Here is a 26438-nt window from a genome sequence, read left to right on the forward strand (position 1 = left end):
GCCGAGATAGTACTGGCCGCTGCTATCTACTTTCAACTTCACTTAGAGTGGCGTAAGACGAAAATCCGCTGAGAAGTTGTGATTCATGAAAAAAAATAGTTATCGTTGGAGAAGATGGCATTACTTGCGGACGGAGAACCAGTCTCGTCGTTCAGGGCGGGTGACGTTTTCGCGTTAGCTCAGAGTGATTGGAGAAGAGCTATGCACTTAGATGGACCGGAGCCTCCTGCTGGAGATAAAAAGAAGAGAGCGCGTGCTATCTGGCCCTGGTTGGTGTTGCTCGCCATTACGCTCCTGATGATCTACGCATATGGTCAGGCCATTGAGACCTGGAGGGGTCTGGCTATGACTTGGCGGGATCTCGTCCAGCTTTTCTGGTGGATCGTTCCAAATGGACCTTCGGAGGGCTAAGCCGCATATCGCTCTGGCGCGCTACGTGACATATAAAGCTCCTCATGTCTGAGTTTTAGGCAGGAATCCAAGTCTCTTAAAGCGTTAAAAAAAGCTGGACTTGCACGTAGCTGGATCGCGAAAATCTTGGAAACTATGCTAAGCATTACTTAAATTGCTTTTTCAAAGATGCCTAACTTGTTAGCCGGACTATCAAGACCCTTGAGGAGCATCTGTAACATCTTTCGTTAGGAGATCCTTTGACTGAACTTGATCAAGAAAAAGCCCCTACAGCCGGTTCAATGGGCGTCGAAAAGCTCGAGATTCGATTTGGAGCGCTAGAGAAAGTCACAGAGAGAACCCATTTGATAGTAACTTGGGCTGTCGCATCCATTAGCGTTATGGTTGCGCTACTCATAGCCGCGGGCGGCGCGCTCGCCTGGATACAGTACTCCTCACTAAGCAAAGAAGTTTCCCTCGCAGTGCAAGACGGTAAGGATCAATTGAAACAAGCAATTGATCAGAGCAAGCAGGCACAGGTAGAAAATGAGAAAAAGATTATTGCTCTTACCGAAAGTGGGAGGGTCCAAGATGTTGCAATCAACAATCAACATGACGACGATCCTATCGTTTACGGGCAGGTATATATAAGTGTCGAAAAATGGAATACAGGACTTTTAGTCTATACTCTTAGTGCCGAAATTCCGCTGCGGTATAATTTTGAGGGGAGCGCGACAAATAAATTTCTTGGCACCAATGTTAGATATCCGTCGAAATTTATCGAAACATTGTATCCAGACACGCCGGCAAAGGAACGGTCAGGCTATCTTTTTGGACATAATCAGTACCTTGAAGATTCTCAAACCGTGATAGCCGGCCAAGATCATTATCAGAGTTTTGTTCTTAGTAAGCGGTCAGCGGACTGTGGAATGCTTTCCGAGATCGCCGAAAAGCTAGTAGTAGAAAGCGATCTTGGAAGTATCTCCGTGACGCCGATATATGAGATAGCAAACCTCAAATTACGCCGACGGTCTTTGGATCTGGCATTTCGTTACGGCGGCTTTTTACGGTCATGTTCAGATCTGAGATCTCAAACACTAGAAACGATATCCAAGCCAAGCTCACAGTCGGTTCAACCTTCACCCCCCCACCGACCTGCTCAGGATGCCATCAAGCCGTAAGTCAGGGCTTTGAGCTGTGATTGGGTGGAACGTTTGTGCTTTGGGCAGGAGCGAACGTAGATGTTGGATTTGTGAGGAAAGGGCTCACCGAGAACTTGCGGCCATGGACCTCAACAGAGACGACGACTCCCTCGCTCTTGGAAATGGCGGCCATGCGCTTGAGCTCGCTTGTTTTACGAACGCCTTTGCTGTCATCTATCAATCCTCCCAATAGTTCTGCTTCTCGGGCGGATCACCTTCTGGATCATAAAGTGGGTCAGGGAATGTGAATAGTTGCTTAGCGTTCAATTCGGCCTGGATTGCGTCGACACTCGTTTGTTTTTCTAGAGATGCCAAACGTTGCTGAGCCCACTCGATCATTCGACTGTAGTCATCTGATACGTCGCCGTCGGGCGATGCAAGAGAGATCGTAGCGCGGAGATCTGCTGCCTCTCGCCTGGCATCAGCAATCTTTTGAAGATAGCCCAGCCGCTCCTCTTCACGCTCTGCTCGTTGCTTCGACATCTTCCGTCGCATGGCCAAGTGAACACGGCGCTCCTGGCTTCGACGTGATTGTTCCACCCACTCTTTCTCGGCAATATGATTTGCTCTGAAGCTTTCAACGATCTTCTCAATGTGACATTCAAGCGATCTGGTATCGGTATCAATCCACTCCTTTTTGATACCCTCGGCTCGTCCGTAGATCCGAAGCCTGATGCGACCTGCGTGAACCAACGTAAACTGCTTCCAGCCAAACCTCGTAACTTCTGTTTCCTTCTTCCGTGGGGCGTCTATCTCAAAATCTACAGTCGCCTCGCCTTTTGTGAATCCGACACGCCCTCCATCACAGTTGAACGAAAACCCATAAGGCGCCAAATTTAATGTCAGCTTGTTCAGCAAATTGCCAACCCGCGAAACATCCTTTGGGGTAACCTTGACCCACTTCAGCCTCACGAAGCCCTCTCGGTCTACCTCACTTCTACGCAGTTGTGAAACGAACGAATTGACATCGGGCTTAAGCTTTTCTGGTCTTGGCGTATCTTGATGGCTGCTGGTTACACCCGCGTCCATTGGAGGGACTGGAGCCGCCGTCTGCGGATGCTCAGTTTGGGCGCCGTTGGACAAGCGATCGTTTTCGGCCTCGATCTCTTCTCTAGCTTTTGCAAGGACTTCCAATAAGTATGGGCTCGGCCCGCCTACCTTTCCTCGACCGATATGAACGGTGTGGAGCGCAGTGTTTTCCACCGCGCGCAAGGGGGTTCGCTTCGCGGCTTGGCCCGCGTGGATTCTTGCCCAGTATCCCCTTGACGGAACGGGGATTAAATGACGGTGGCAGGTCTTTGCCAGACCTTTATCAGATAGGCCGTATATCGCTGCTAACTTCTGTATGGGTGTGGACCATACTAACTTGTACAGCTCTTCGCGAGTCATGGACCGCTTTGGGTTTTCCATGTTCTGCATTCCTACTCAACCAACTGCTACTTTCATGTGAAATACAGATAAATAGGTCAATAATCGACATCGCTCCATGATGCGTAACTGATTTTCTATCACGCTTCGTTGGCGCCCTTACTCAGCGTGGAAGGAGCGGGGCCATCGTTGATCGGCTTGGGAGGCTTGGCGCTGGGCAAGTAATCATTGATGGCTGACTTCAAAGCGATCTGCCATTTGCCGACGTCAACGAGTTGGTTTGAAGCTTGTAGGTGATAAAGGTCAGAACGGTCTCCCGCTACCACTCATTTCCCAGCAGACAACGTCAAAACCTTTGCCAACGGTTCGTAAACGCGACGTTTGCCGTCTGCAAATTGTGCTGCCAGCAGCCCATTCTCGCACGCCCGGTCGTCGTCCCACCCGGGGTGGTTGACGATGGGGTAGAGGCAGATACCTTCCACCGGCACGCCACGTTTCATGGCGGCGGTGACTTCCTGTTGGATGTAGGTCATCCAGCTGGCACGGCGATCTCCCTCTATGCCCGTTTCGGCGATGAAGATGGGCTTGCCGTAGCGCGCGTAGGTTTCAGTCAGGATTGTTCTGAAGGGTTTGTAGAGCGGGTGGTCCATGTCGATGGGTGGGCCGCCGTGGATCCACTGATTGTTGTGGTAGTAATTGACGCCGACGATATCGAGATATTTTTCGTGGCCACCGATCTGTGGCCACATGCGGCCTGAAAGCAGATCCCAGCCCTGAAACTGCGATTGGCGGTGGCCTTCGGCCACACCGCGTTCCCATGGGCGGGAGGGATCGGTGATAACGTTGATGACGGGATCGCAGTGAACGAAGCGGGCGCGGGGTTCCACCACCAGAATGGCGTCCATGGCGGCGATGGCTGCGCGGGCGAGTTGGACTTTGAGCTCGAAACCGCGCCCGTTGGCGAAGGGGTTGAGATAAGCCGCGTCACCGCCGCCCCAGGAGAAGAACGAGATTTCATTGACCGGCGAATAGAAGGGGACGGCGTCGCTGTGGTCTTTCACGAGCTGTGCTGTGGCTGCAGCGAACTTTGCGAAACGTGTGACGAAATTCGCTGACCAGATGTCGATATCATCGGGCCAGCCATAATGCAGCAAGTCCCAGATGACCTGGGTGCGGGTGTCATTGGCTGCTTCGAGCATCGGCAGGAAGCTTGCCCAGTCGTAGTGTCCCGGTGCTTTTTCGATGAGATGCCAGCGCAGGCCATCGCGCACGGTTCGGATCGAGTGAGACGCCAGTTGTTGGTAATCCGCCGCTGCGTGACGGTCATGGTGCGTGGAGGCAATGACGTCGAGACGTTTGCCCTCGGTTTCACCTTCGCGGGGTCGCAGCCGGTGCGTGGAGCATTCGAAGCCACCTTGCAGGAAGGACTGGAAAATACCGGTCGGGCGGGCTGCCGGGCGCTCGTTCAGCACGTGTTGTATGAGGCGTTCCCATTGTGGCACCATGGCTTGCGCGCTGTAGGTGGTCTCGACCTTATTCTGAAGCGCTTGCCCGAGTTTGCGGCGTAGATCGGGGGATGCGGCCAGCCGCTGTATCGCGTCTGCAACCGCTGTGGGGTCGTTATAGGGCACGAAGACGCCAGACACGCTGTCTTCGATCTGCTGCGCTGCGCCATTGTCTGGTGTTGCGATGACCGGCAAACCAGCCGCACCGGCTTCGGCAATGACATGCGGCATGCCTTCGCCCTTGGACAACCAGACGAAGATGTCGAGAGCCGACAGGAGGGCAGGGATGTCCTTGCGGTCGCCCAGAAACGTCAGGATGCCATCAAGGTTTCTTGCCTTGGCTAGGTCTTTCAAATGGACGGCATATCCGGGCATGAAGGCGTCTGGACCGCCGATGACCACGAAACGGACCAGGGGATTTTGCGCATGGACCAGCGCCGCCGCCTCCACGAAATCCTCGACGTTTTTCTTGGGGTCGAGCCTGCCGACCCAGCCGACCAGCAATGTATCGTCGTCCACTCCCAGCGATGCGCGCATGGCGGTGCGCTTGCTGCTGTCGAATTCACCGAGGTCGACCATGGAGGGGATTTCGATGACGTGGTCTCCACGTCCCGGCATGACGGATGCGGCGGCATCGCAAATGGAGCGGCAGACGCCAACATAGCGGCTGGTGTGGTGTTTTGGGCCTGCCAGCGCTTCGGAAACCAGTCCGCCGTGCTCTATCAGTGGTGGACGCCAATGCATGCGCTCCAGCGCAGGATAAATGTCCGCAACATTCTGGCAGGAGACAACGACGTCATAGGCGGGGATTTTATTGGCCAGATAGGCAACGGTGTCCTCGAAAGACAGGCTATAGGGTGTCGTGTCGACATCCACACCCAGTTCCCGCAACTGGTCATGCGTCTGGGGCGGCATGCCGTCCTTATGAAAGCACGCAACGATATCCAGCTTGTAGCGGGTGCGGTCGAGGTTGCGGGCCAGCAACCTGACCTCGGTTTCCTCCCCGCCCACGACAAGCCATGCGAAAACGAAGAGAATGCGGACGGGTGGCTGTTGCGGTATCATTCGTTGACCTTGAAAACGATCTGCAGGAATTCGGGCCTGTTTTCCACGAGGTCGGCCAGAAAGGCGGGCCCGTCTTCCAGCGGCACGATATGGGTGATCATCTGTTCGCGGATGATTTTGCCGTGGCTCTTCAGAAGGCCGATGGTTTCCTGGGCAAGACGAGGCCTGTTCCATTGCTCGGCCAACCCGCGAGGAACGCGGTTGATCTGGGCGCAACGGATGTTGAGGCCATTGTGGTGGAATTCCTCCCCCAGCCGCAGCCGGTCCGCACCGCCCTGATAGAAGGCGAGGTCGATGACGGTGCCCTGCGGGCGTAACGCCTTCAGCGCCGTGTGCAGGCTCTCGCCATGGGCGCGGGTCTGGAAGACGACATCGGCGCCGCGGTCGCTGCCGCCATTGTGCCAGCGCGCTTTTGCGTGTTGCCAGACATCGTGCTCCTCCATTGCCGTGATGCCCATGGCTTGGGCTTTCTCGCGCCTGAAGGGCGAGGGATCGGCGATGATAACATCGAGAGCGCCTGCGCGTTTCGCAAAGAGCGCCGTCATCAGGCCCACCGTGCCTGCACCGATGACGATCACATTGCGTCCGGCGATGCCCGCGCCGAAAGAGGGCACGCTCGAGCCGAGCGCGTCCGCGTCGGCATGCAGAATGCCGTTTGCGGCGATGGGGCCCATCTGCGCGACGAGAACACCGAGAACGGGGTCGATGTCCTCAGGCAGCGGGAGCAGCACGTCGTGGAACGGGTTAGCGGTGTGGCCGCTCTTGTGACCATAGGTTCCGGCAATCACGTCGCCGTTGCTGAAGCCACCAGCGCGCGACTCCGTCACGCGGGCAACTTCCATGTAGCCGAGGAACGGCACGGGATAGTGCAAATCTGGCTCGTTTTCGATGAAGACGCCGCGTCCACCATCGAAACGGGAATGAAAATAGGGATTGGTGTTTTTCATGAAGGTCAATTCGGTGCCTGCTGAAAACCCGGTGTAGAGGGTTTCAAGCCTAACCTGACCATCGCCGGGAGGGCCTTCCTCGTAATCGAAGAGATAGGCTTTGCCGGGCGCCTCGATGCCCAGCGAGCGGATGATGCGGTGGCCGGGGGCGAGCCCCTGTGGTTCGTCGTTGCGGGGTGGATGGAACAGGGGCGCAAACGGATTGCGGGTGATGTCGGGCACATCCAACTTCACGGCCTCGCCACTGCGGGCCGAGGTCGCAACTGCCAGCGCCACCCGGTGCGTTGCCAGAGCATCCTGATAGGTGCAGCGGATGTGGTTTTCGCCGCCGCTGATGGCATCGATGAAATCGCGGTCTTCGCGCCAGACGGGATCGCCTTCGGCGTGGCGCACCGGGCGTCCCGCGCCGACATCGACCATGATGTCGTGGTCTGTCAGCTCGATGGCCATACGGTCTGCAAAGATGTTGAGGCCGACCTTGTGGCTCCATCCCAACAGGCATGTAGAGGAGATGTTGGCGATAACGCCGGATCGGAAGGTGAGGCTTGCGGTGGTGACGGCGGGCACATCGAGGCCCGGAAAAGCGTCGCGATCCCTAAAGCCGACCTGACCGTAGACATCGGTAACTTCGCCGACAAGGTAGCGGGCGAGATCGACGATATGGGTTGCCTGTTCCACCATCTGGCCGCCGGACGCTTCGGTTTTCCACCACCATTGCGGCGGTGGGGTCTGGTCCAGCCAGTAGCCTGACAGCAGTTGTGCAGGATTGTCAGTAAGACGATCGCGGGCCTCATCGACGGTGTCGAGATATCGCCAGTGGTAGCCGACGCCGGTGATCAGCCCGGCTTGTTCGATGGCCGCACTCAGTTCTTCCGCCAGCGCCAGATCGAGAGTTATAGGCTTTTCCACGAAGAACGGGATGCCGTGGCGGATCAGGTCGCGCTCCGCATTACCGTGGGCAAAGGGTGGGATGCAGATATAGACGGCGTCGAAAACCTGCTGGTCCAGCATATCACGGTGATTGTCGAAGGCTTTGGCGCCGAAACGGGCGGCGGCCTGTTCGGCGCGGGCAAAATCCGGGTCTGCGAAGGCGACGAGTTCGACATCTTCGAACCCGGCTAGAATATCCAGATGCCGGTTTGCAATACCGCCGACGCCGATAAAACCGATGCGTGACCTTTTCATAGGGTTATGTCCTTGTGTTTGCTGTGGCTGGCGGGACAGAACGCGGCCATAGACGGCGGCGGTTTCGGTTGCCATGCGGTGTGCTGAAAATTCGTCTTCAAATCGTCGGGAACCGGCCTGTCCGGCGGCTGTTGCCGCTGGCTCATCGTCGAGAGCGGCAATGACGGTGCGGGCGAGCGAGGCGGGATTGCCGCACTCGGAGAGAAAGGGATGGTCCGGGCCAAGAGCCTCTCTGTTGCCGCCGATATTGGTGGCGACCACGGGCAGGCCAACCGACATGGCTTCCAGCACTGCAATCGGCAGTCCTTCGAATTTCGACGGTAGAACGAAGAGATCGGCGCGGGCCATCAGTGCTGCGATATCGCTGCGGTGGCCTGCGAAAACAACGTGATCGCCAAGCGAAAGCGTGTGGACCAGTGTCCTGATGGCATCCATCTCTTCACCGCGACCCACGAGAAGCAGCAGCGTGGACGGGTGCGCGGTAAGGATGTCTGGCAGCGCGTGAATGAGGGATGCGTGGTCCTTCTGGCGCGAAAAGCGGGCAACGGTGAGCAGGATTTTTCGGTCGCCGATGCCGTTCAGAATGTCGACCGTGGGATCGGCTGGCCGCTCCAACGGAAACGTGCCGTTGCGCACGACGGTCAGATCATCCGCATTGACGCCATTGGCCTCGAAGCTGGCCTTCGATGCTTCGGAAACGACAATACGATGGGCGAGGTTTGCACATTCCCGTTCATAGTGCAGCTTCTGGTCTTCGTCCGTTAAAAGGTAGGGAAGATGTTCGGTGCGAATGACGGGAATGCTGGATGACATGCCAGCCTGGGCCAGCTCGTGACCCTCCCAGCCGATACCGGCATGGACATGTAGAAGGTTAGTGTCGGATGTCGTGAGCCACTGTGCGAAGTCGGCTGCGTCAACTGATGTCTTGACGGACAACCCGTGCCGTGCGGCCCGTGTTATCAAATCCGGCGCGGAGCCAGATGGGGTTGCAATCGTGACGTCCCAATCTTCGCGCAGCGCCATGCCAAGCGTCAGCATATGCTCGCCTAAGCCGGATGGGTCGAGACTGTCGGTCGCAAGCACGATACGACGGTGCTGTTTGCTCATGGAGTTACGGCAGCGATTTCGGTGCGGGGCAGGGCGCGGGGTAAGGCTTGCGACGCGGGAATTGTGGGATAGGCATTGGCGAGCACCGCCTCATCCATCAGCGTCTTCATGGCCATGAAGGTTTTGTCCCAGGAGGAACTCTCGAGCATGACATCGACGGGGGCCAACCAATCGGTCGCAGCTTCTTTCAAGGCCAGCGCCGTATCGCATGCCCTTGCGAAGGCATCTGCATCGGCTGCTAAGAAAACGCCTTTGACATGACCATAGTGCCGAACGACATCCTTCACAGCGGTGCTGACGACCGGGCGACCGGATGCGAGATATTCGGGTGTCTTGGTGGGGCTGATGAACTGCGTTGAGCTGTTCAGCGCAAATGGCATCAGTGCTGCATCCCAGCCCGAGAGATAGGCGGGCAACTCGTTATAATGCTTCTGGCCGAGATAGTGGATATTGCCGGCGCGCGGCAAATCTTCCGGCGCAATCTTGGCAACGGGGCCGATCATGATGAAAGAATAATCCGGTCGTGCCTTCGCGATTGACGCAAGCAACGCCAGATCGAGACGTTCATCGATCACACCGTAATAACCGAGCTTTGGCCCGGGGATGGAAAGCTGGTCTGCCGGTTCCTGAAGGTTGCGGCGTGTGGATTGGAAATGCGCGACATCCACGGCTGATGGGAAGGGGTGGATGTTGTCGTGTTGACGGCGCTTGGCTTCATACAGGCTGTAGCCGCCGGTAAAGACGACATCGGCCCGTGCCATCAGTGCGGCCTCCATCTCTTTCATGTGCTGCGGCGCGAATTTGAAGTTCGCCAACTCGTCCATGCAATCATAAATGACTGCAGAGGCATCGACGTGGCGTGCAAAGCTGAACATGACGGGTGTGTAGAACCAGAGGATGGGCTTTGCAGCTCCATAAATCGCCAGCAGATCATCCAGCAATTTCGCCAGCGCCTGTTCGCGATCCGCCTCGCTCCACCAATGCGGAATGCGGGGGCGAATGGATTTGACCGTCGTTCCCTCGAATGGGTGGATTTCCAGATAGGCCAGATGGTGATCGGTCGGAATGAATTCTTCGAAGAAAAAGACGGCTCTTTCCCGGGCAAAACGACCCATCAGGTGCTGCGGGCGTTGCAGAACGAAATCCCATCTGAGGTGCGAAAAACAAATCAGCGGTGTCTTACGCTCGGGTGTTGCATGTGATGATGGGGAAAGCGAACTGGAGAGATTCATTGGCGGATCCGCGTTTGAGGGGCGTTTCCAAACCGGACGAAAAGGGGTTTGTTCCTGCGATATTGAAAACTTTCTAATATTCTTAGGTGCGCATGAGTTTTCGCAGCTTTTCGACGGTGTGCGGCCATGTCCAATTGTCGATGACGGCCTGCCTCGGTGAAAACGTCGATGCCATTTCGAGCATGATCAGAATACCATCGTGAAATTGATCAGCGGTCGCGGTGAGACCGGTCTGCGGCGTGATATATTGCAGTCCGCAGCTCAGATCGCTGTTGGCGAGAACGGGCAATCCGGCCAGCATATATTCCGTCAAAATGGCCGGTGCGCCATCATGGACGCCGCAAACGACGCCGAATTTCGCGTGGTTCATCAGACGATTGACCTCGGAGAAGGGAACGCCGGGCGGGCCAACGAAATCCACGCTGATCTGGAGGTCACGGGCCTGCTGGCGCAGGTCGTCGCTCAGTTCTCCATAGCCAAAGACGCAAAGGGCGCGGATGGAGCGCGGAAGTTTCGCGAGCGCATCAAACAGAATGTCATGCCGTTTGTAGGTCTGTGCTGCTGCGACATAGATGATGTCATAGGGTTTTTTATCGGCAGTCGGGTAGAACATGCTGTCGGACGCAAACTCCGGCCCGATCGGCATAATCACGGTTTCCACATGCGGATGAAGGTCTTTCACAGCGCGCGATTGCCATTCGGCGCCTGTGATGACGAGGTCGAAATGCCTGCTCACATCAGGCGGAATGCGCAGCGCAGGTGCATCGATGGAATTATATATTTTATAGCTTTTTTCGCAGGCGATCAAAATCTCTTCCGAGACGCCCAGCCCCCAGACGCAGAGGATATCAGGCGGGCCAAAGGTGTTGATGTGAGCCAGCATATCGTTGGAATTGAAGGGTGCCTGCGGCCCATTCATTTGAAAGGAACGCCGTATCAAGAGGGGAGCTTGGCACATATCCGGTGGCGGTGGATCATTTCCGCGCCAATGCGTCCAGATTTCCACGGCGTTGACAAGGCCTGCCTTGACGCAGGCCAGCGGCAGGCGTTCGATGTAACCACCTTCGACGTCGAAATCAGGTCTGTTTTCTGAAGGGTCGGCAGGTGTGCCGCGTGCACCGCTCTGCCATTGCGTTTCGAATTCTTCGACGGTCGGGACGTGAGCGGCAAAAACTGGACCATCCTGGAAATCGCTGATGACGACGATGCGTCCGCGCTTTGAAACCTGCGTCATCCAACCCTCCCCGAAACATCGATCATTGGGAAAGCGCGGCACGAATGCCGCGCTTTGTCGTGTCATGATTTGCGTGGCGGAGATGCCTTGCCGAGCTTGACGGATGGCTCACGCCCCCAGACCCGGAGGGTGCCGAGCTTGGCGACGAAGTCGGCGGGGTCTTCATCCTGCGGCAGCGCGATGACGCCTTCGTCCAGCGCATCTGCCAGACCGGCCTTTTGCATGAGCGGCATGGCCGATTCGACGTAGCCGATGAACTTGCAATGCTGGAAGGCATCGGCCACGAAGTCGCGTGCGGCGGCTTCATCGACGAGGTCTTCGATGCCCTGCGGTGAGGTCAGTAACGCCACGGCATCGAACAGGACAGAGGGACCGCCATCGATCATGTGATGGGCCTCGATCCAGCTGCCATCGGACGCCTTCACGCCGCCGACTTTCGGCGCGATCAGTTCGAAGACAGCCTTTTCCTTCGTCACCGCGTCTGTCAGTGCAGATAGCAGACCGGCATCGACACCATCGGTGACAAGAATGCCGAGCTTGCGTCCCTCAAAACGCTTCGGACCGTTTTCAACGATGCTGAGCGCGGGCGATGGGTCGAGGTCCTGACGGGTCGGCATGGCCGCATCCGCAGGCTTCGGCATCGTCTGCATGCCCAACTTCTGAGCCACGGTCGTTGCCAGTGTCTCATCGATGTTCAGCAGATGAGACACCATGCGCTCGCGGATCGCCGGTATTTCCACTTTGCTGAGTTCGAAGGTCAGGGCCGACGCGATGTGGCGCTGTTCTGCGCCCGTCTGGCTGATGTAGAACTGGCGTGCTTGGCTGTAATGATCGGCGAAGCTTTCAGGACGCAGGCGAGCTTTTGTGCCCTGTTCTTCCGCCGGGAAGTGGCGGTAACCGGCTGTGGGCGATTCGCGCGGGCCTTCACCATGCGAGTTGGGCTGATAATTCACTCGGCCCACTGGGTTGCGCATGGCCATGTGGCCATCCTGCTGGAAATGCGCGAAAGGACACTTCGGCGCATTGATGGGCAGATGCGTGAAGTTGGGACCGCCCAGACGCTTCAATTGCGTGTCGAGATAAGAAAAGTTGCGGCCTTGCAGCAGTGGATCGTTGCTGAAATCGATACCCGGCGGCACATTCTGCGTCATGAAGGCGACCTGCTCGGTCTCGGCGAAGAAATTGTCCGGCATCCGGTCCAGCACCATGCGACCGATGGCCTTGGGCGGGAGAATTTCTTCCGGGATGATCTTGGTCGGATCGAGAATGTCGAAGTCGAAGCTGTCTGCGAAGTCCTGATCGAACAATTGCACCTGCAATTCCCATTCCGGGAAATCGCCGGACTGAATGGCGTTCCACAGGTCTCGACGGTGGAAATCCGGGTCGGCGCCGTTGATCTTAACGGCCTCGTTCCACGCGACCGACTGAAGGCCGAGTTTCGGTTTCCAATGGAATTTGACGAAAGTGGATTTGTCATCCGCATTGACGAAGCGGAAAGTGTGGACGCCGAAGCCTTCCATGAAGCGCAGGGAGCGGGGAATGGTGCGGTCCGACATGATCCACATAACCATGTTCATGCTCTCAGGTGTCAGGCTGATGAAATCCCAGAAGTTGTCATGGGCTGTCTGTGCTTGCGGGAAGGCGCGGTCCGGTTCCTGCTTGGCGGCGTGGATCAGGTCGGGAAACTTGATCGCATCCTGAATGAAGAATACAGGGATGTTGTTGCCGACGAGGTCCCAGTTGCCCTCTTGCGTGTAGAGCTTGACGGCAAAGCCGCGCACATCGCGCGCAAGATCGGCAGACCCCTTGTTACCGGCAACGGTGGAGAACCGGACGAAGACCGGCGTCTTTTCGCCCTTGCGCTGGAAGATATCGGCCTTGGTATAGTCCGCAAGGGACTCATAGGTTTCGAAATAGCCATGGGCGCCGTAGCCACGGGCATGGACGACGCGCTCTGGTATGCGCTCGTGGTCGAAGTGGAACATCTTCTCACGGAAGTGGAAATCGTCCATGACCAGCGGGCCGCGTGAGCCGATCCGCAGCGAGTTCTGATCGTCGGCCACGGGTCCGCCCTGTGCGGTGGTCATGACGGGCGTATCACCTTCGGCAAACTGGTGCAGCTCACCGCCCAAGCCACGCTGCATTTTTTGGTCGTGAATGGTCACGATGTCTGTTGGCTGCACTGATGGTGGATTAACCGGTTTCCTGGCCATGACGCATCTCCCTGATGACTGTAAGCGTGAACTGCGCAGAGGCAGCCTTGATGAAAAAAGGGCCGCCCGGAAAAGGCGGCCCCGCAAGTTTCACGACGCTTCAGCTTTCAGTGTTTGAAGGAGACGTCGCAGCAGTTTCTATTCAGAGCGTTGGGCGGTTGTAGCGCTTACGCTCTTCTTCAATCTGGTTCGTGTCGTATGGGTCGAGCGTATCGTCGAAACGCTGCCAGCCCTGCTCGTTGTAAGCGGTACGGCGTTCTGCCGGGTCAACCCAGTTGGAGCGCTTGAGAATGGCTTCGGCTTCCGACACGTGGTTATCGTCTACCTTTGCAGTGACGATGGTGCCGCCGCGACGCACGCCTTCTGCGTATACATGGGCATCTTCTTCAGACACGCCGGAGTCCGTCAGAGCGCCGACGATACCGCCAGCTGCGCCGCCTGCAACAGCACCGGCTGCAACACCTGCAGCTGTCGCCGCAAGCCAACCGGCTGCAACGACTGGGCCAACGCCCGGGATCGCCATCAGGCCAAGGCCGGTCAGAAGACCGCCAGCGCCACCAACGACAGCACCGATACCTGCGCCGGTTCCAGCACCTTCGGCGGCCTTGGACTCGTCAGCGTGGTCGCGGTTGTGTGCATTGTTCGAAACAATGCTGATGTCCTTGGACGGTACGCCAGCGGATTCCAGTGCGGTGACTGCTTCGCGTGCATCTGCGTGGTCGTCAAAAAGTCCGGTAATGGTTTTCATGTCGTGCTCCTCAAAATTCTGTTACGTCAGCGTGTGACGGCGGGATTACTTGGCGACGACGTTGCCCTGGTAGTCCATGGCGATGGTGACGGCCTTGCCGTCCTTCATGCCAGCAGCCATCCAGATGCCCTTGTCATCCTTCATGAGGTTCTTGACCTCGGAATAACCGGCCTCTTCGATGCGCGTCTTGGCCTGCTCTTCTGTGAAGCTGTTGGCGCCTTCGACAGGGGCAGTCGGGTTCTTTGTTTCCGGTGTGGCAACGGCTGGCGTGTTGCCATCGGTGCTGGTGGCAGGTGCGGACGTCTGGGCAGCAGCAGACAAGGCAGTGGCGCTGAGCAGCGCTGCCGCAAGAATGATTTTCTTCATAATGATTTCCTCTTATGCGGGCCGCTTTTTCACAGCTCCGTGCATCTCAAACTGCGAGAGAGTCCATTCGTTCCAAATTAGTGAAATTTAAATAAGGACCTGCTTTTTTCCTCTCGGCATCTTTCTGAGCCGTCTCGACGAGGCTTTCTCAGACCTTATTTGGGCCGGGCGCATAGTTGCGTTTTGTCATGGAACCAAATCAGGACGAATGAGTTGTCGTGCAGGGAACAGGACGTACGGGGACAGTTTTGAATTTTGTAGGCGGTGGCGAATGCGGAGATTTGTTCCGGGGTTTTGCTTGGGAAAATAGCCCGTTAGGCGTTCCCGATTCATGGCCTGTGGAGCTTCAGACGCTCGTCAACGTCATGCTTGGATCACTGCAACCCATGCTCATCGTCTGGGGTCCCAAGCAGACCTGTCTTTATAATGACGGTTATGCGGTCATGTGTGGCAACCGCCACCCTGCGGCCTTTGGGCATTCCTTCCAAGAACTATGGTTTGATATCTGGGATGCCGTCGATCCGATTATTTCGGCGGCCTATGCCGGGCAGGGCACGTCGATGAATGACATCGAATTCATCATGCACCGCAAGGGCTACCCCGAGGAAACGCACTTTTCCTTTTCCTATACGCCGGTGCGCGATCAGAGTGGTATCGTGTTGGGCATGTTTTGTGCCTGTAGCGAGATCACCAACGAGATCATCATGCGGCGCGAACAGGAAAGCATGCACGAGAAGCTGCTGCAGATTTTCCAGATGTCGCCATCCGGCATCGCAACGCTCAGTGGCCCGAACCATATTTTCGAGTTCGCCAATGAGGAATATTATTCGATGATCGGCGTCGGTCGTGACATCATCGGACGTCCCGTTGCGGAAGCGGTATCCGAAGTCGTCAAGCAGGGGTTTATCGATCTGCTTGATGATGTCTACAAAACCGGTAAGCCTTTCGCCGCGCGGGCCGTACCTGTCGAGTTAAACCGTGGACCGGATGGCGAAAAACAAAGCCGCATGATCGATCTCGTCTATCAGGCGATGCGTTCCGGGTCCGGTGAAATCACCGGTATTCTCGTGCAAGCGCAGGATGTGACGGAACGGCTGGCCGAGCAGAAGCATCGCGAACTGATCTCGCACGAGCTTGGTCATCGACTTAAGAATCAGCTCGCCATGGTGCAGGCCATTGCTTCGCAGACGTTGCGCTCCGCCGAAAGTCTGGATAGCGCACGCAAGACGCTTTCCGCCCGGATCGGTGTGTTGAGTGCGGCCCATGACACCGTGATTCAAGGTGGACTTGGCACATCGCATGTCCATAAACTCGTCAACCAGATGCTGGAGGTCCATAACGACCCGATGGCATCGCGATTCACGGTGTCGGGCGTCAATCTTCGAGTTGGCTCTCGCCCATCGCTCTCGCTTTCGCTGATCCTGCATGAGCTTGCGACGAACGCCATTAAGTATGGTGCATTGTCGGTGCCGGAAGGCCAGGTCGATATTCGCTGGCACGTCACGGGCGAAGCGAAGGACAGGTTCGAACTTTTATGGACGGAAACCGGAGGCCCCGTTGTCGCCATGCCGGAACGCGTCGGGTCCGGTTCACGTCTCATCAAGGCCGGTCTTGCCGGTGCCGCAGATAGCCGGGTCGACATTGCCTATGATGCCGGTGGTCTTCGCTGCATCATCTCGGCAGACCTTTCCAGTTTTCAGCAGGAGCATTAATCGATGCAACCGCGCCTCCTCATAGTCGAAGATGACGGGCTTATTCGCCTTGATCTCGTCGATATGGTTTCAGACCTCGGCTTCGTGGCAGAGGAAGCGTCCACGGCTGACCAAGCCGTCGAAATGCTGGAACGTGACGCGCCCATCCACGCCATTCTGACGGATATCGATATGCCGGGCTCGATCAATGGTCTGGGCTTGGCTAATGTCGCGCATCGTCGCTGGCCGGATATCAAGGTCGTCGTCATTTCGGGGCGATACGATCCTGCCGAAGGCGTTTTGCCGCCGGGAGTGATTTTTCTGACGAAGCCCGTCTCGCCCAATCTCATCGAGAAGGCATTATGCGACTTTGGTCTGCGTCCGACCTGAGATGCGTACCTAACGCAAAAATGCCCGCTCAATGCGGGCATTTTCGTATTTTCCGGGTCAGTTGTCATTACCAGGTCTGGCGATCGTACCAGGTATCGACATCCTTTTTGACATGGTCTTTTTCTACGCCGTAGCGCTCCTGGATTTTACCCTCAAGCTGCTCACGCTTGCCTGCGATCTGGTCCAGATCATCGTCGGTCAGCTTGCCCCACTGTTCCTTGATCTTGCCTTTGACCTGTTTCCAGTTACCTTCTACGCGGTTCCAGTCCATGTCCATTCTCCTCGTTGTGACGAATCAGTAACGGGTGGCGATTGATTGGAGTTCCAGAAAAATAATCGTTGAAAATTCGTTAAAATCCGATTCGACATGTGATTCGATCAGGTGTAAAACGGAAACATTCTGGTAATTGAGTACGGATAATTCGCATCTTTGGGAGGATGAGCCTTGTCGTACGTGGCTTTTCAACGTGTGGGCACGCAACTGTCGCCCCAGCAGGTCACTGACCTTCAGACTATATTTGATGGCGTCTGCTTCGAGTGCCTGGAGGACAGAAGCAGCCATGTCGCCAATGAATGTGCAGCAGTGCTGATCAGAAGCGCCCAGCGCGGTATTCTCGATCACGAAATGCTGCGGGACATCGGCAAAGCGGTTCTGCGTCGCCATTGAGTTGTCGTAACGAGTAGATAAAACGCCCGGTTTTCACCGGGCGCTTTCGTTTGTAATCAGGCTTTTTCCTGAATATGCGCTTCCAGGAACCAAAGCGACTTGTCGAGATCGCGAGACGCTGCCGTGAAGATGTCGGCAGTATTGGCATCACCTGCATCGTCAGCCTCATCGATGGATTTGCGCACGAGGTTTGCCACGTCGCCATAGCGCTCGATCAACTCATCCAGATGGTCCTGAATCTTGTAGATGTCGGTAGGGTAGGACTTGAGCTTCGATGTCGAATTGACCGACTGGACCGTGCCCAGCGCCGTTCCGCCCAACTGCACCGCGCGCTCTGCAATCGTGTCGCTATGCTTGTCGAGAAGGGCACGAAACTGATCCAACAATTCGTGTACGCCGATAAATTGCGGACCTTTGAGGTTCCAGTGTGCTTGCTTGGTGACGAGGGATAGATCGATAACGGAGGCAAGAGCTTCGTTCAAAAGCCCGATAACAGTTGCTTTGGTATTGGACGGTAAATCGTTTCTTGTCTTATGCGTTCTCATTTTTCTCTCCTGACACATCGATCATGGGTATTTTCGAAACGTTCGAGAAAGCAACGAGTTAGCGAGACAGTCGTTCCATTCATCCTCGCAACGGCATGAAGACCCAACCTATTGGTCGGACGGAAGGTCGCTCAAGATTTCCCTGTTCAGCAGTGTCAGCGACCGATCTGGTTCGATGCGGTAAGTTTCAAAGGCGCGGCGGCCATCCGTCGTGATGAAATCATGATTGAGCGTGCTGCCCACGGGCGATTTCGTCAACTTCGTTCTTGGCTGGCCGCCATAGGTGATGCTGCCGGGGATGGGCTCTACAGTGTAAGCGGTGGTGCAGGATGCCAGACCCGCAAGAAGCAGCAGCGCATAGGGACGCATCGGGTTTTCCTCAGCCTTTATTCGTATGGTCTAAACGGTACGGGCTCTGTTCTGTTCCTGATACAAAAAGCCCCGCATCCTTGCGAATGCGGGGCCGAGGCTTTCTTGGGAGGAAACGCCTTTTGTCTCAGTCTTCGTTGGCAGCCAGTTGCGTCAGCACCTGTCCGCGTCCGCGAATGCGCATGATCAGTGGGATGAAGAAGGCGGCAGCCGCGACAACAAACAGGCCCACGGCAATCCACGAGGTGAAGAGGACCGAAGGATCACCCTGACCGATGGCGAGCGCACGGCGCAATTGCTGTTCTGCCAGTGGCCCGAGGATGAGGCCGACGACGGCAGGCGCAATCGGGTAGCCGAAGATGCGCATGACGTAGCCGAGGATGCCGAAGGCGAGCAGCATGCCGAGTTCGAAGACCGACGGGTTTGCGCCGATGGTGCCGAGCGTCGCAAACAGCAGGATGCCGGCGTAGAGCCACGGCTTGGGAATGGTCAGCAGTTTTACCCACAGGCCGATCAGCGGCAGGTTCAGAACCAGCAGCATGAGGTTGGCGATGAACAGGCTGGCGATCAGGCCCCAGACGAGCTGCGGGTTGGTCGCAAACAGAAGCGGGCCGGGCTGAAGGCCGAACTGCTGGAAACCGGCGAGCATGATGGCAGCCGTTGCTGTCGTCGGCAGACCGAGTGTTAGCAGCGGCACGAGCGTTCCGGCAGCGGATGCGTTGTTGGCCGCTTCGGGACCGGCAACGCCTTCGATGGCGCCGTGGCCAAACTCTTCCGGGTGCTTCGACAAGCGCTTTTCCGTGGCGTAGGATAGGAAGGTGCCGATTTCAGCGCCGCCCGCTGGCATCGCGCCGATCGGGAAGCCGATCAACGTACCGCGCAGCCATGGCTTCCACGAACGTGCCCAATCCTGGGCGCTCATCCAGACCGAACCCTTGACCGCTTCGACCTTCTCGTCGCCGCTCTGTCCCTGCGCCACGATGAAGAGGGTCTCACCGATGGCGAACATCGCGACGGCGAGCGTAGTGACTTCCACGCCGTCGAGCAGATCGGGGATGCCGAAGCTCATGCGTGTCTGGCCGGTCAATTGGTCGATGCCGACGATGGCCAGCGTAAAGCCGATGAACAGAGATGTCAGGCCGCGCAGTGCCGAATCACCGAAGGCCGAGGAGACGGTAACGAAGGCCAGCACCATCAGCGCAAAATATTCGCGTGGGCCGAAAACCAGCGCCAGCTTGACGATGTAGGGTGCGACGAAGGCGAGCGCGATGGTGGCGATCAGGCCAGCCACGAAGGAGCCGATGGCAGCTGTGGCAAGCGCCGGTCCGCCACGTCCCGCCCGGGCCATCTTGTTGCCCTCGAGTGCGGTGACGATGGAGGCGCTTTCACCGGGTGTGTTCAGCAGGATCGACGTTGTCGAGCCGCCATACATGCCGCCGTAGTAGATACCGGCAAACATGATGAGCGATCCGGCAGGATCGAGCTGGTAGGTGACAGGCAGAAGCAGCGCAACGGTCAGCGCCGGGCCGATGCCGGGCAGAACGCCCACGGCGGTGCCGAGCGTAACGCCGATCAGCGCATAAAGAAGGTTCATCGGTTGCGCAGCAACCGCGATGCCTTGCAGCAGAAAATCAAAAGTGCTCATGGACAGTTGTCCCCCTGTCGGGTGAAGCCCTTGCTGCGCTTAAAATGCGGGCGCCAAGGCTTCATGTCTTGTTGTTTATCGAGTGGATCGGCCGTCAGAAGAACAGCCGCTCCAAGGGTCCAGCAGGCAGCGACAGTTGCAGCAGCTGCGCAAAGATCACCCAGATGATGAAGCTGAAAACGATACCGATGGGGATCGAATACCAGAGCTTGCGTTTGCCGAAGGCGCGCGCCGTAAACGCAAAAAGCAGGCCGGTGGCAATCGAGAAACCTGCGACGTTCAGCAGAAGCATCTGCGCGGCAAGACCGGCGATGACCCAGAAGACAGGTCCCATTTCCTGTTTGTCACGGGCCGGAAACTCATTGCGCCATGCTTCGAACCCGGTCCAGATCGCCAGACCGACAAGACAGAAGGCAATGGCATAAGGAACGGTGGCCGGACCGACCGGAGAATAACCGGTGACGCTGGCAAGGCGGGCCGAATCCCAGAAGATCACGGCGGCGACGATGACCAGAAAAACGGCGATGCCGAACGCCGCCCAATCAGGGCGGCGCTTTGTGGGTTGGGAAGGGGATGAACCCTGGCTCATTTTACCAGTCCGATGTCTTTGAGGATGGCTTCTGTCGAGGCGGTGTCCTTTGCAAGCTGTTCCTTGAAAGCGTCACCGGCAAGATAGGTATCCATCCAGCCCTTTGTCTTCAGCGTTTCCTGCCACTTGGCAGACTTCGCCAGCTTTTCGACATCGGCGCTAACGGCCTTTTCCTGCTCAGGCGTCAGGCCTGGAGGGGCTGCAACCATGCGCCAGTTCTGGATCACGACGTCGAGGCCGCTTTCCTTAAGCGTCGGTGCTTCGATGCCTTCGATCTTCGCTTCGCTGGAGATGGCGAGAAGACGAACGGTTCCGGCCTTCACCTGGCTCTCGAATTCGCCATAGCTGGAAATACCGGCAGTTACCTGCGCGCCGAGAATAGAGGCGAGAGCCTCACCGCCGCCGGAATAGGCGATGTAGTTGATCTTGGTTGGATCAACGCCAGCAGCCTTGGCAATCAGGCCCGCCGTGATGTGGTCTGTGCCGCCAGCCGAACCGCCGCCCCAGGATACGCTGCCCGGGTCTTTCTTGAGCTTTTCGATCAGCTGGCCGATGTTCTGAATGTCAGACGATGCGGGAACGACGATGACTTCGTATTCACCGGTCAGACGCGCGATGGGCGTCACTTCTTTCAGCGTGACAGGCGCATGGTTGGTGAGGATCGCACCCACCATGACGTAGCCGCCGACGATCAGCGCGTTGGGATTGCCCTTCTGCTGGCTTGCGAACTGGGCAAGGCCGATGGTGCCGCCAGCGCCAGGAACGTTTTGAACCTGAACGCGCTTGGAAATGCCGTCTTCCTGCAGAACGGTCTGCAAGGAACGTGCGGTCTGGTCCCAACCGCCGCCGGGGTTTGCCGGTGCGATGATGGTGTAGTCGGCTGCTGCCGCTGGAAGTGCCATTGCGCCTGCGAGAAGCGAAGCGATGAGGAAATGCTTCAAAGTGAACCCTCCTTGTATGCCGTTTCGGCATGTTGTTGTGATCGCGGAAGGGGCGCGCACGGACGACATCAAGGGTGGCCAATCAGCGACCCGAACCATCTGTCCTGTGAGACTTATCCTCCCGCTTCTTCAGTCCGCCTCCACGGATGAACGAAGAACTGCACAGCACCATAGAAAGCTGTCATCTAACTGACGCTTGGCAATTCCTCAGCACATTTACTGTCTATTAATTTTTGAAAGACGTCTACTGGGCCCGTAATGCTTCGTTCCAGCGCTCTATGATGCGGGCGCGTTTGACTTGGTCGAGATAGACCATCAGCCCCGGACTGACCGGTACAGGCCTCAATTGCGCGCCGTGGATGGCCTGCATCATGTTGGCGGTGTTGTCGCCCGCCACGTCAGGGCTGACGGCGGGGATCTGCAATTGCCGCGCCATGATGGTCTGGCCTTCCTTCGACATGAAGAATTCCAGGTAGCGACGACCTAGCTCCGCATTTTTCGCTGCTTGCGGCACCAGCCCTATGCGCGACATGACGACGGTATAGTCCTTGGGCAGCACAATGCCGACATCGGGATGGCGCGAGGCCCAGTCCGCCGCATAGGAGCCGAGGATGTTGTACCCCAACACGAAGCGGCCATCGGAGATGCGTTCCAGAATGGCGGATGAGGTGGAGTAAACCTTCACGCCCGCCGTGCCCATGCTCTTGATGACATTCCAGATATCGCCGAACTGTTCCTGATCCCGCGACATGAAGAGGAAGCCGACGCCGGAGCGCTCTATGTCGTAGGTTGCGATGCGGCCATGCACGTCTTTGGCGTGACGCTCCAGAAAATCCACGAATTCGGCGCGGCTGGCCGGAGGCTTTTCCGTCCGGAAGCTTGGCTTATGGTAGACGAAGACGGCGGGCTCGAAGGTCAGCGCATAGGCCGTGTTGCGCCAGTTTGCCCAGGCGGGCCAGCGCGCGCTCATTGGCAGATCGGAGCGCTGCGCATAGCCGTCATTGCTGAGTTTGACCTGAAGGTCCATGGCAGAGGAGAAGGCAAAATCGGCGGTTTTTTCACCGGCGTCCGTCTCGCGCACGATACGGTCGTAAATCTCCCCCGTCAGCATGTCCTCGTAAGACACGGCAACATCCGGGTTCGCCTTCTGGAAGCCCTCTATCATCGGCGTTGCGAGCGGCTCGTCCAGCGAAGAATAGACCACGAGCGTTTCCGCGTCTGCCTTGCCGGAGAGGGCAGGAAACAGCATCTGCTGCGCCTGCAAACAGGTGGCGGCCGTCAGGAAAAGACAGAGGGACAGAAGAATACGCATGGAAAAGATCATGCCGCAGCGCCTTGCCATTCACAAGACGGAAAGGCTTGGATAGTTTCAAAGCCAAATGGAGGATTGCTGGCGTTGAGAATTCTGCTGGTGGAGGACAATCAGGTTTTGTCGGAAGGCCTTTCTGCGCTGTTGCGCGGAAGCGGCTATGCCGTGGATGTGGTCTCCGATGGCGCGTCCGCTTCTGCCGCCATTGCCGCTGAAAATTTCGATCTCGTCATTCTCGATCTCAACCTGCCGGAAATGGACGGGATCGATGTGTTGCGCTCCATGCGCGCCCGTCAGGACAAGGCGGCGGTGTTGATTCTGACTGCGCGCGGCTCCCCGGAAGAGCGGGTGAAGGGGCTCGATCTCGGCGCCGACGATTATATGACCAAGCCCTTCGACATCAATGAATTCGAGGCGCGGGTGCGGGTGCTGTTACGCCGCAATGCCGGGCTGCGCTCTTCACTTGCCAGCTTCGGTAACGTCTCCTTCGACCTCACGTCGCGCACCTTTTCTGCCGAGGGGCATCCGCTCGACATTCCCGCACGCGAGGTAGCGCTTTTGGAAGTGCTGTTCATGCGCGCCGGAAAAGTGGTGGCCAAGGAAGCCATCGTCCAGTCTCTGACGGGCTTTGATGACGAGCTTTCCGGCAACGCTATCGAGCAATATGTCAGCCGTCTGCGCAAACGTCTGGGACCTCACGGGCTGACGGTGAAGACGGCGCGGGGCATCGGCTATTACCTCGAAAAACTGCCGGAGACCGCGCAATGAGGCAGGCCGCCTATTCGCTGCGGCGGCGCCTGCTGGGCTGGCTTCTCATTTCCACGGCGATCATCGGCTGCGTGGCGCTGGCCGATACCTATCGTGAAGCTATCAACACCGCCAACATCGTCTCCGACCGTGTGCTCTCCGGCTCTGCGTTGGCAATTGCCGAACGGGTCGTGGTGTCGGAAAACGGTTCGCTGGAGGTGGATATTCCCTATGTGGCGCTGGAAATGCTGACATCTGCAGCGCAGGACAGAGTATTTTACCGGGTGGATGGTCCCAACGGCCAGTTCCTGACCGGCTATCAAAATCTGCCCTCGGTGGACAAGGCACGCAGTGACGCGCCGATTTTCATCGATGCTGAATTTCGTGGCGAGCCCATTCGTGTCGCGGCCATCGAGCGGTTTGCCTCGACGGGCGTCAACTCTGTGCCGTTTACCGTGACGGTGGCAGAGACCACGATTGCCCGTAGCCGCCTGGCGCAGGCGATCATTATTCGCTCCGCGCTTCGCCTTCTGTTCATGATCATCGGTGCGGCTATTATCGTGTGGATTGCGGTGACGATTTCACTGCGCCCACTGTACCGGCTCAGCGAAGCCATCGATGAACGCAGCCCCAACGATCTGCATCCGATCCGCCAATCCGTGCCGGTGGAAGTCGAGAACCTCGTGGAAACGGTGAATTCCTTCATGGTGCGGCTGCAATCGGCGCTGGATGCGCTACGGCATTTTACGGGGAATGCCAGCCATCAGTTGAGAACGCCGCTTGCGATTATTCGCACGCAGTTGGCGCTCTCGGCACGCGCTTCGACCTTGCAGGAGGCACAGGCAGCTGCTCACAAGGGCGACGCTTCTGTCGCACATGCAGAGCATATCCTGGCGCAACTGCTGCGCATGGCCAATATTGATGCTGCCGGTTCTGGAGAGAAGCAAAGCCTTGTCGACGTCGATCTCGTCTCGCTGGCGCAATCTGTCACGGCTGACTACGTGCCTGCCGCCGCAGATGCTGGCATCGACCTCGGTTTCGAACAAGTAGATTTGGCGAGCATTCCAGCAGAACCGCTGTTGCTGGGGGAGTTGCTGGGCAACCTCATCAGCAACGCCATTGCCTATGCCGGACGCGGTGCGGAGGTAACGGTGAGGGTGGGAAAGGTTCAGGGCTCGGCGTTTATCGAGGTTGAAGACAACGGCCCGGGAATTTCAGCGGAAAAAAGAGATGTGGTTCGGCAGCGCTTCGCCAGAGGCGATGGCAACGCGGCACCCGGCGCAGGACTTGGCCTCGCCATTGTCGAGGAGATCGCCGCACTGTTTAACGGGCGGCTCTCGCTGGAAGACGGCACGTCTGGAAAAGGTCTGAAAGCCACCGTCCGCTTTTCGTGAAGCGGCGCATGAGCGCCGCTTCTTTGGTCGAAATCGATATTACTCGTTAATTTTGTCGATCAGCTGCATCATGATGTCGGAACATGTCTTCATCGGCTCGTCATCGGCACATTTGATGTCGATCTTGGTTTCGCCCTGCTCCAGGCGGAAATGCGCGCCCTTAGAAGGTGGCGGAGGCGGTGGTGGCATCATCATGCGATCACGTGGGCCGCCTTCTTTAGGACCCCAATGGCCAGGTGGTGGCGGTGGAGGAGGGGCATCGGCTCTTGGGCCAGCACCTGGCGGTGGTGGTGGAGGCGGTGGCGCATCAGCCTGTTGGCCTGCATTTGGCGCGCCCCCTGGAGGCGGTGGTGGTGGCTGCTGGGCGAACGTAGACCCTGCCGCGAGGAACAGCGCGGCACCGGCAATAATCAACTTTTTCATGAGGGAGACCTCTGTGTTTGATAACGTGAAAACAACGGTCAGTCAGGCGGTCGGTTGCTCCCCAGCGAAAATAAAGTTCAAGATTCTCATCGGTAAAAAGTTACCCCATCCGCTCCGATGCGTAACTGCCGGGGCTTGGTGGGAAGACGACGGTGCGGTTGCCGTTGATGAAGGTGCGGTGGTGGATGTGGGCGTGGATGGCGCGGGCCAGGACCTGGCTTTCGACATCGCGGCCCAGCGAGACGTAGTCTTCCGCTGATTGCGCGTGGGTGACTCGGACCGTGTCCTGCTCGATGATCGGGCCTTCGTCCAGATCGGCGGTGACGTAATGCGCTGTCGCGCCGATGAGCTTTACGCCGCGCTCGTACGCCTGTTTGTAAGGGTTGGCACCCTTGAAGCTGGGCAAAAAGGAGTGATGGATGTTGATGATGCGGCCGGACATTTTGCGGCACATTTCGTCCGAGAGCACCTGCATGTAACGCGCCAGCACGACCAGTTCCGCACCGCTGGTGTCGATCAGGTCCAGCAGTTGCGCTTCGGCTTTGGGCTTGTTGTCCTTCGTCACCTTGATGTGGTGGAAGGGAATGTCGTGATTGACGACGACTTTCTGGTATTCGAAATGGTTGGAGACCACGCCGACGATATCGATGGGCAGTGCGCCGATTTTCCAGCGATAGAGCAGGTCGTTCAGGCAGTGGCCGAAACGCGACACCATCAGCAGTGTCTTGGTTCGCTCGCCATCGCTGTAGATATTGGCCTCCATGCCGAATTCCGTCGCGATTGGCGCAAAGCCCGCCTGAATATTGTCCATGCTCTGGCCTTCCTCCGAGATGAAGGAGACGCGCATGAAGAATTTGCCCGTTTCGAGGTCATCGAACTGGGAGCTGTCGACGATGTTGCAACCCTTGTCCGCCAGATAACCCGAGATGGCGGCGACGATGCCGCGTTTGGATGTGCAGGCTACGGTCAAAACATAGGTCGTCATCGGCTTCCCCTCATCATGTGTCGCAACGGCCTATAGCGCAGGTCGGGAACGGCGAAAAGCCTCTCGCACTGAACCAAGGCCTTGAATGGATAGGGCATGATGGGAGGGGCAAGCCATGCCGGAAGCGACATCGGATGTTCAAAGGAAAAGCCGCTACCGAAATTAGAGGTAGCGGCTGAAG

The 26438-nt window shown here is 57.4% G+C and carries 22 protein-coding genes and 1 pseudogene; 5 read left to right on the forward strand and 18 right to left on the reverse strand.

Translation table 11 applies throughout. The annotated features are described in order from the left end of the window. Nucleotides 1-650 precede the first annotated feature (650 nt). Nucleotides 651-1571 (forward strand): hypothetical protein, encoded by a 921-nt coding sequence (locus tag QRN55_RS06725; protein WP_284775879.1) that lies wholly within the window; start codon nucleotides 651-653, stop codon nucleotides 1569-1571. A gap of 198 nt (nucleotides 1572-1769) precedes the next feature. Here QRN55_RS06725 and QRN55_RS06730 read toward each other — a convergent pair whose 3' ends face one another. From QRN55_RS06730 to QRN55_RS06765, 8 genes and pseudogenes are all read right to left on the reverse strand, one after another. Continuing rightward, the gene (locus QRN55_RS06730) at nucleotides 1770-3002 is read right to left on the reverse strand and encodes a hypothetical protein (protein WP_284775881.1); all 1233 of its coding nucleotides are present in this window, start codon (nucleotides 3000-3002) and stop codon (nucleotides 1770-1772) included. Between the two features lie 284 nt (nucleotides 3003-3286). Next, nucleotides 3287-5530, reverse strand: coding sequence for a glycosyltransferase family 4 protein (locus QRN55_RS06735; protein ID WP_284775883.1), 2244 nt, complete (start codon nucleotides 5528-5530; stop codon nucleotides 3287-3289). Further along, nucleotides 5527-8769 carry a glycosyltransferase gene (locus QRN55_RS06740; RefSeq protein WP_284775885.1) on the reverse strand — a complete coding sequence of 1081 codons (3243 nt, stop codon included), beginning with the start codon at nucleotides 8767-8769 and terminating at the stop codon, nucleotides 5527-5529. The genes QRN55_RS06735 and QRN55_RS06740 overlap by 4 nt, the downstream gene beginning before the upstream one ends. Nucleotides 8770-8813: 44 nt before the next feature. Further along, nucleotides 8814-10001: pseudogene (locus tag QRN55_RS06745) on the reverse strand (glycosyltransferase); the annotation flags it as partial. A gap of 82 nt (nucleotides 10002-10083) precedes the next feature. Further along, nucleotides 10084-11235, reverse strand: a complete 1152-nt coding sequence (locus QRN55_RS06750; RefSeq protein ID WP_284775886.1) for a glycosyltransferase family 4 protein — start codon at nucleotides 11233-11235, stop codon at nucleotides 10084-10086. Nucleotides 11236-11297: 62 nt separating this feature from the next. Further along, a complete protein-coding gene (gene katE, locus QRN55_RS06755) occupies nucleotides 11298-13448 on the reverse strand; it encodes a catalase (protein ID WP_284775888.1) in 2151 nt (716 codons plus the stop codon). Nucleotides 13449-13590: 142 nt separating this feature from the next. After that, nucleotides 13591-14196: a general stress protein gene (locus tag QRN55_RS06760; protein WP_111837644.1), complete on the reverse strand. Its 606-nt coding sequence runs from the start codon at nucleotides 14194-14196 to the stop codon at nucleotides 13591-13593. 45 nt (nucleotides 14197-14241) lie between these two features. After that, on the reverse strand, nucleotides 14242-14562 hold the full coding sequence (locus QRN55_RS06765) for a PepSY domain-containing protein (RefSeq protein ID WP_111837645.1): 321 nt from the start codon (nucleotides 14560-14562) through the stop codon (nucleotides 14242-14244). Nucleotides 14563-14810: 248 nt separating this feature from the next. Here QRN55_RS06765 and QRN55_RS06770 point away from each other — a divergent pair, with 248 nt between their 5' ends. Both QRN55_RS06770 and QRN55_RS06775 read left to right on the forward strand, forming a co-directional pair. After that, complete coding sequence (locus QRN55_RS06770; RefSeq protein ID WP_284775891.1) at nucleotides 14811-16274, forward strand: PAS domain-containing HWE histidine kinase family protein; 1464 nt, start codon at nucleotides 14811-14813, stop codon at nucleotides 16272-16274. A 3-nt stretch (nucleotides 16275-16277) separates the two neighbouring features. Next, the gene (locus QRN55_RS06775; protein ID WP_112498547.1) at nucleotides 16278-16643 is read left to right on the forward strand and encodes a response regulator; all 366 of its coding nucleotides are present in this window, start codon (nucleotides 16278-16280) and stop codon (nucleotides 16641-16643) included. Between the two features lie 67 nt (nucleotides 16644-16710). On the opposite strand, the gene QRN55_RS06780 is transcribed toward QRN55_RS06775, so the two are convergent. The 8 genes from QRN55_RS06780 to QRN55_RS06815 all read right to left on the reverse strand — a co-directional run bounded on the left by QRN55_RS06780 (nucleotide 16711) and on the right by QRN55_RS06815 (nucleotide 22711). Next, a complete protein-coding gene (locus tag QRN55_RS06780) occupies nucleotides 16711-16914 on the reverse strand; it encodes a CsbD family protein (RefSeq protein ID WP_111837648.1) in 204 nt (67 codons plus the stop codon). A 24-nt stretch (nucleotides 16915-16938) separates the two neighbouring features. After that, nucleotides 16939-17307 carry a hypothetical protein gene (locus QRN55_RS06785; protein ID WP_284775894.1) on the reverse strand — a complete coding sequence of 123 codons (369 nt, stop codon included), beginning with the start codon at nucleotides 17305-17307 and terminating at the stop codon, nucleotides 16939-16941. Nucleotides 17308-17366: 59 nt separating this feature from the next. Beyond that, a complete protein-coding gene (dps, locus tag QRN55_RS06790; protein ID WP_431355625.1) occupies nucleotides 17367-17873 on the reverse strand; it encodes a DNA starvation/stationary phase protection protein Dps in 507 nt (168 codons plus the stop codon). A 90-nt stretch (nucleotides 17874-17963) separates the two neighbouring features. Further along, on the reverse strand, nucleotides 17964-18224 hold the full coding sequence (locus QRN55_RS06795) for a hypothetical protein (protein WP_112498545.1): 261 nt from the start codon (nucleotides 18222-18224) through the stop codon (nucleotides 17964-17966). Between the two features lie 127 nt (nucleotides 18225-18351). Further along, nucleotides 18352-19869: a tripartite tricarboxylate transporter permease gene (locus tag QRN55_RS06800; protein WP_284775897.1), complete on the reverse strand. Its 1518-nt coding sequence runs from the start codon at nucleotides 19867-19869 to the stop codon at nucleotides 18352-18354. Between the two features lie 94 nt (nucleotides 19870-19963). Further along, complete coding sequence (locus tag QRN55_RS06805; RefSeq protein WP_045228502.1) at nucleotides 19964-20458, reverse strand: tripartite tricarboxylate transporter TctB family protein; 495 nt, start codon at nucleotides 20456-20458, stop codon at nucleotides 19964-19966. Beyond that, nucleotides 20455-21399 (reverse strand): Bug family tripartite tricarboxylate transporter substrate binding protein, encoded by a 945-nt coding sequence (locus tag QRN55_RS06810; RefSeq protein WP_112498542.1) that lies wholly within the window; start codon nucleotides 21397-21399, stop codon nucleotides 20455-20457. Before QRN55_RS06810 ends, QRN55_RS06805 begins: the two co-directional genes overlap by 4 nt. A gap of 244 nt (nucleotides 21400-21643) precedes the next feature. Continuing rightward, nucleotides 21644-22711 (reverse strand): ABC transporter substrate-binding protein, encoded by a 1068-nt coding sequence (locus tag QRN55_RS06815; RefSeq protein ID WP_284776609.1) that lies wholly within the window; start codon nucleotides 22709-22711, stop codon nucleotides 21644-21646. An 84-nt stretch (nucleotides 22712-22795) separates the two neighbouring features. Between QRN55_RS06815 and QRN55_RS06820 the strand changes: the two genes are divergently transcribed. Further along, on the forward strand, nucleotides 22796-23476 hold the full coding sequence (locus tag QRN55_RS06820) for a response regulator (RefSeq protein WP_045228504.1): 681 nt from the start codon (nucleotides 22796-22798) through the stop codon (nucleotides 23474-23476). Next, entirely contained in the window at nucleotides 23473-24849 is a 1377-nt protein-coding gene (locus tag QRN55_RS06825; protein ID WP_284775900.1) for a sensor histidine kinase, read from the forward strand. Before QRN55_RS06820 ends, QRN55_RS06825 begins: the two co-directional genes overlap by 4 nt. Before the next feature lie 39 nt (nucleotides 24850-24888). Here QRN55_RS06825 and QRN55_RS06830 read toward each other — a convergent pair whose 3' ends face one another. Together QRN55_RS06830 and purU are read right to left on the reverse strand one after the other, a co-directional pair. Further along, complete coding sequence (locus QRN55_RS06830; protein ID WP_284775902.1) at nucleotides 24889-25272, reverse strand: hypothetical protein; 384 nt, start codon at nucleotides 25270-25272, stop codon at nucleotides 24889-24891. A gap of 100 nt (nucleotides 25273-25372) precedes the next feature. After that, nucleotides 25373-26257 (reverse strand): formyltetrahydrofolate deformylase, encoded by an 885-nt coding sequence (gene purU / locus QRN55_RS06835; RefSeq protein ID WP_284775905.1) that lies wholly within the window; start codon nucleotides 26255-26257, stop codon nucleotides 25373-25375. Nucleotides 26258-26438 lie beyond the last annotated feature (181 nt).

The sequence above is a fragment of the Agrobacterium sp. lyk4-40-TYG-31 genome (assembly GCF_030209855.1).
Lineage (GTDB): Bacteria > Pseudomonadota > Alphaproteobacteria > Rhizobiales > Rhizobiaceae > Agrobacterium > Agrobacterium vaccinii.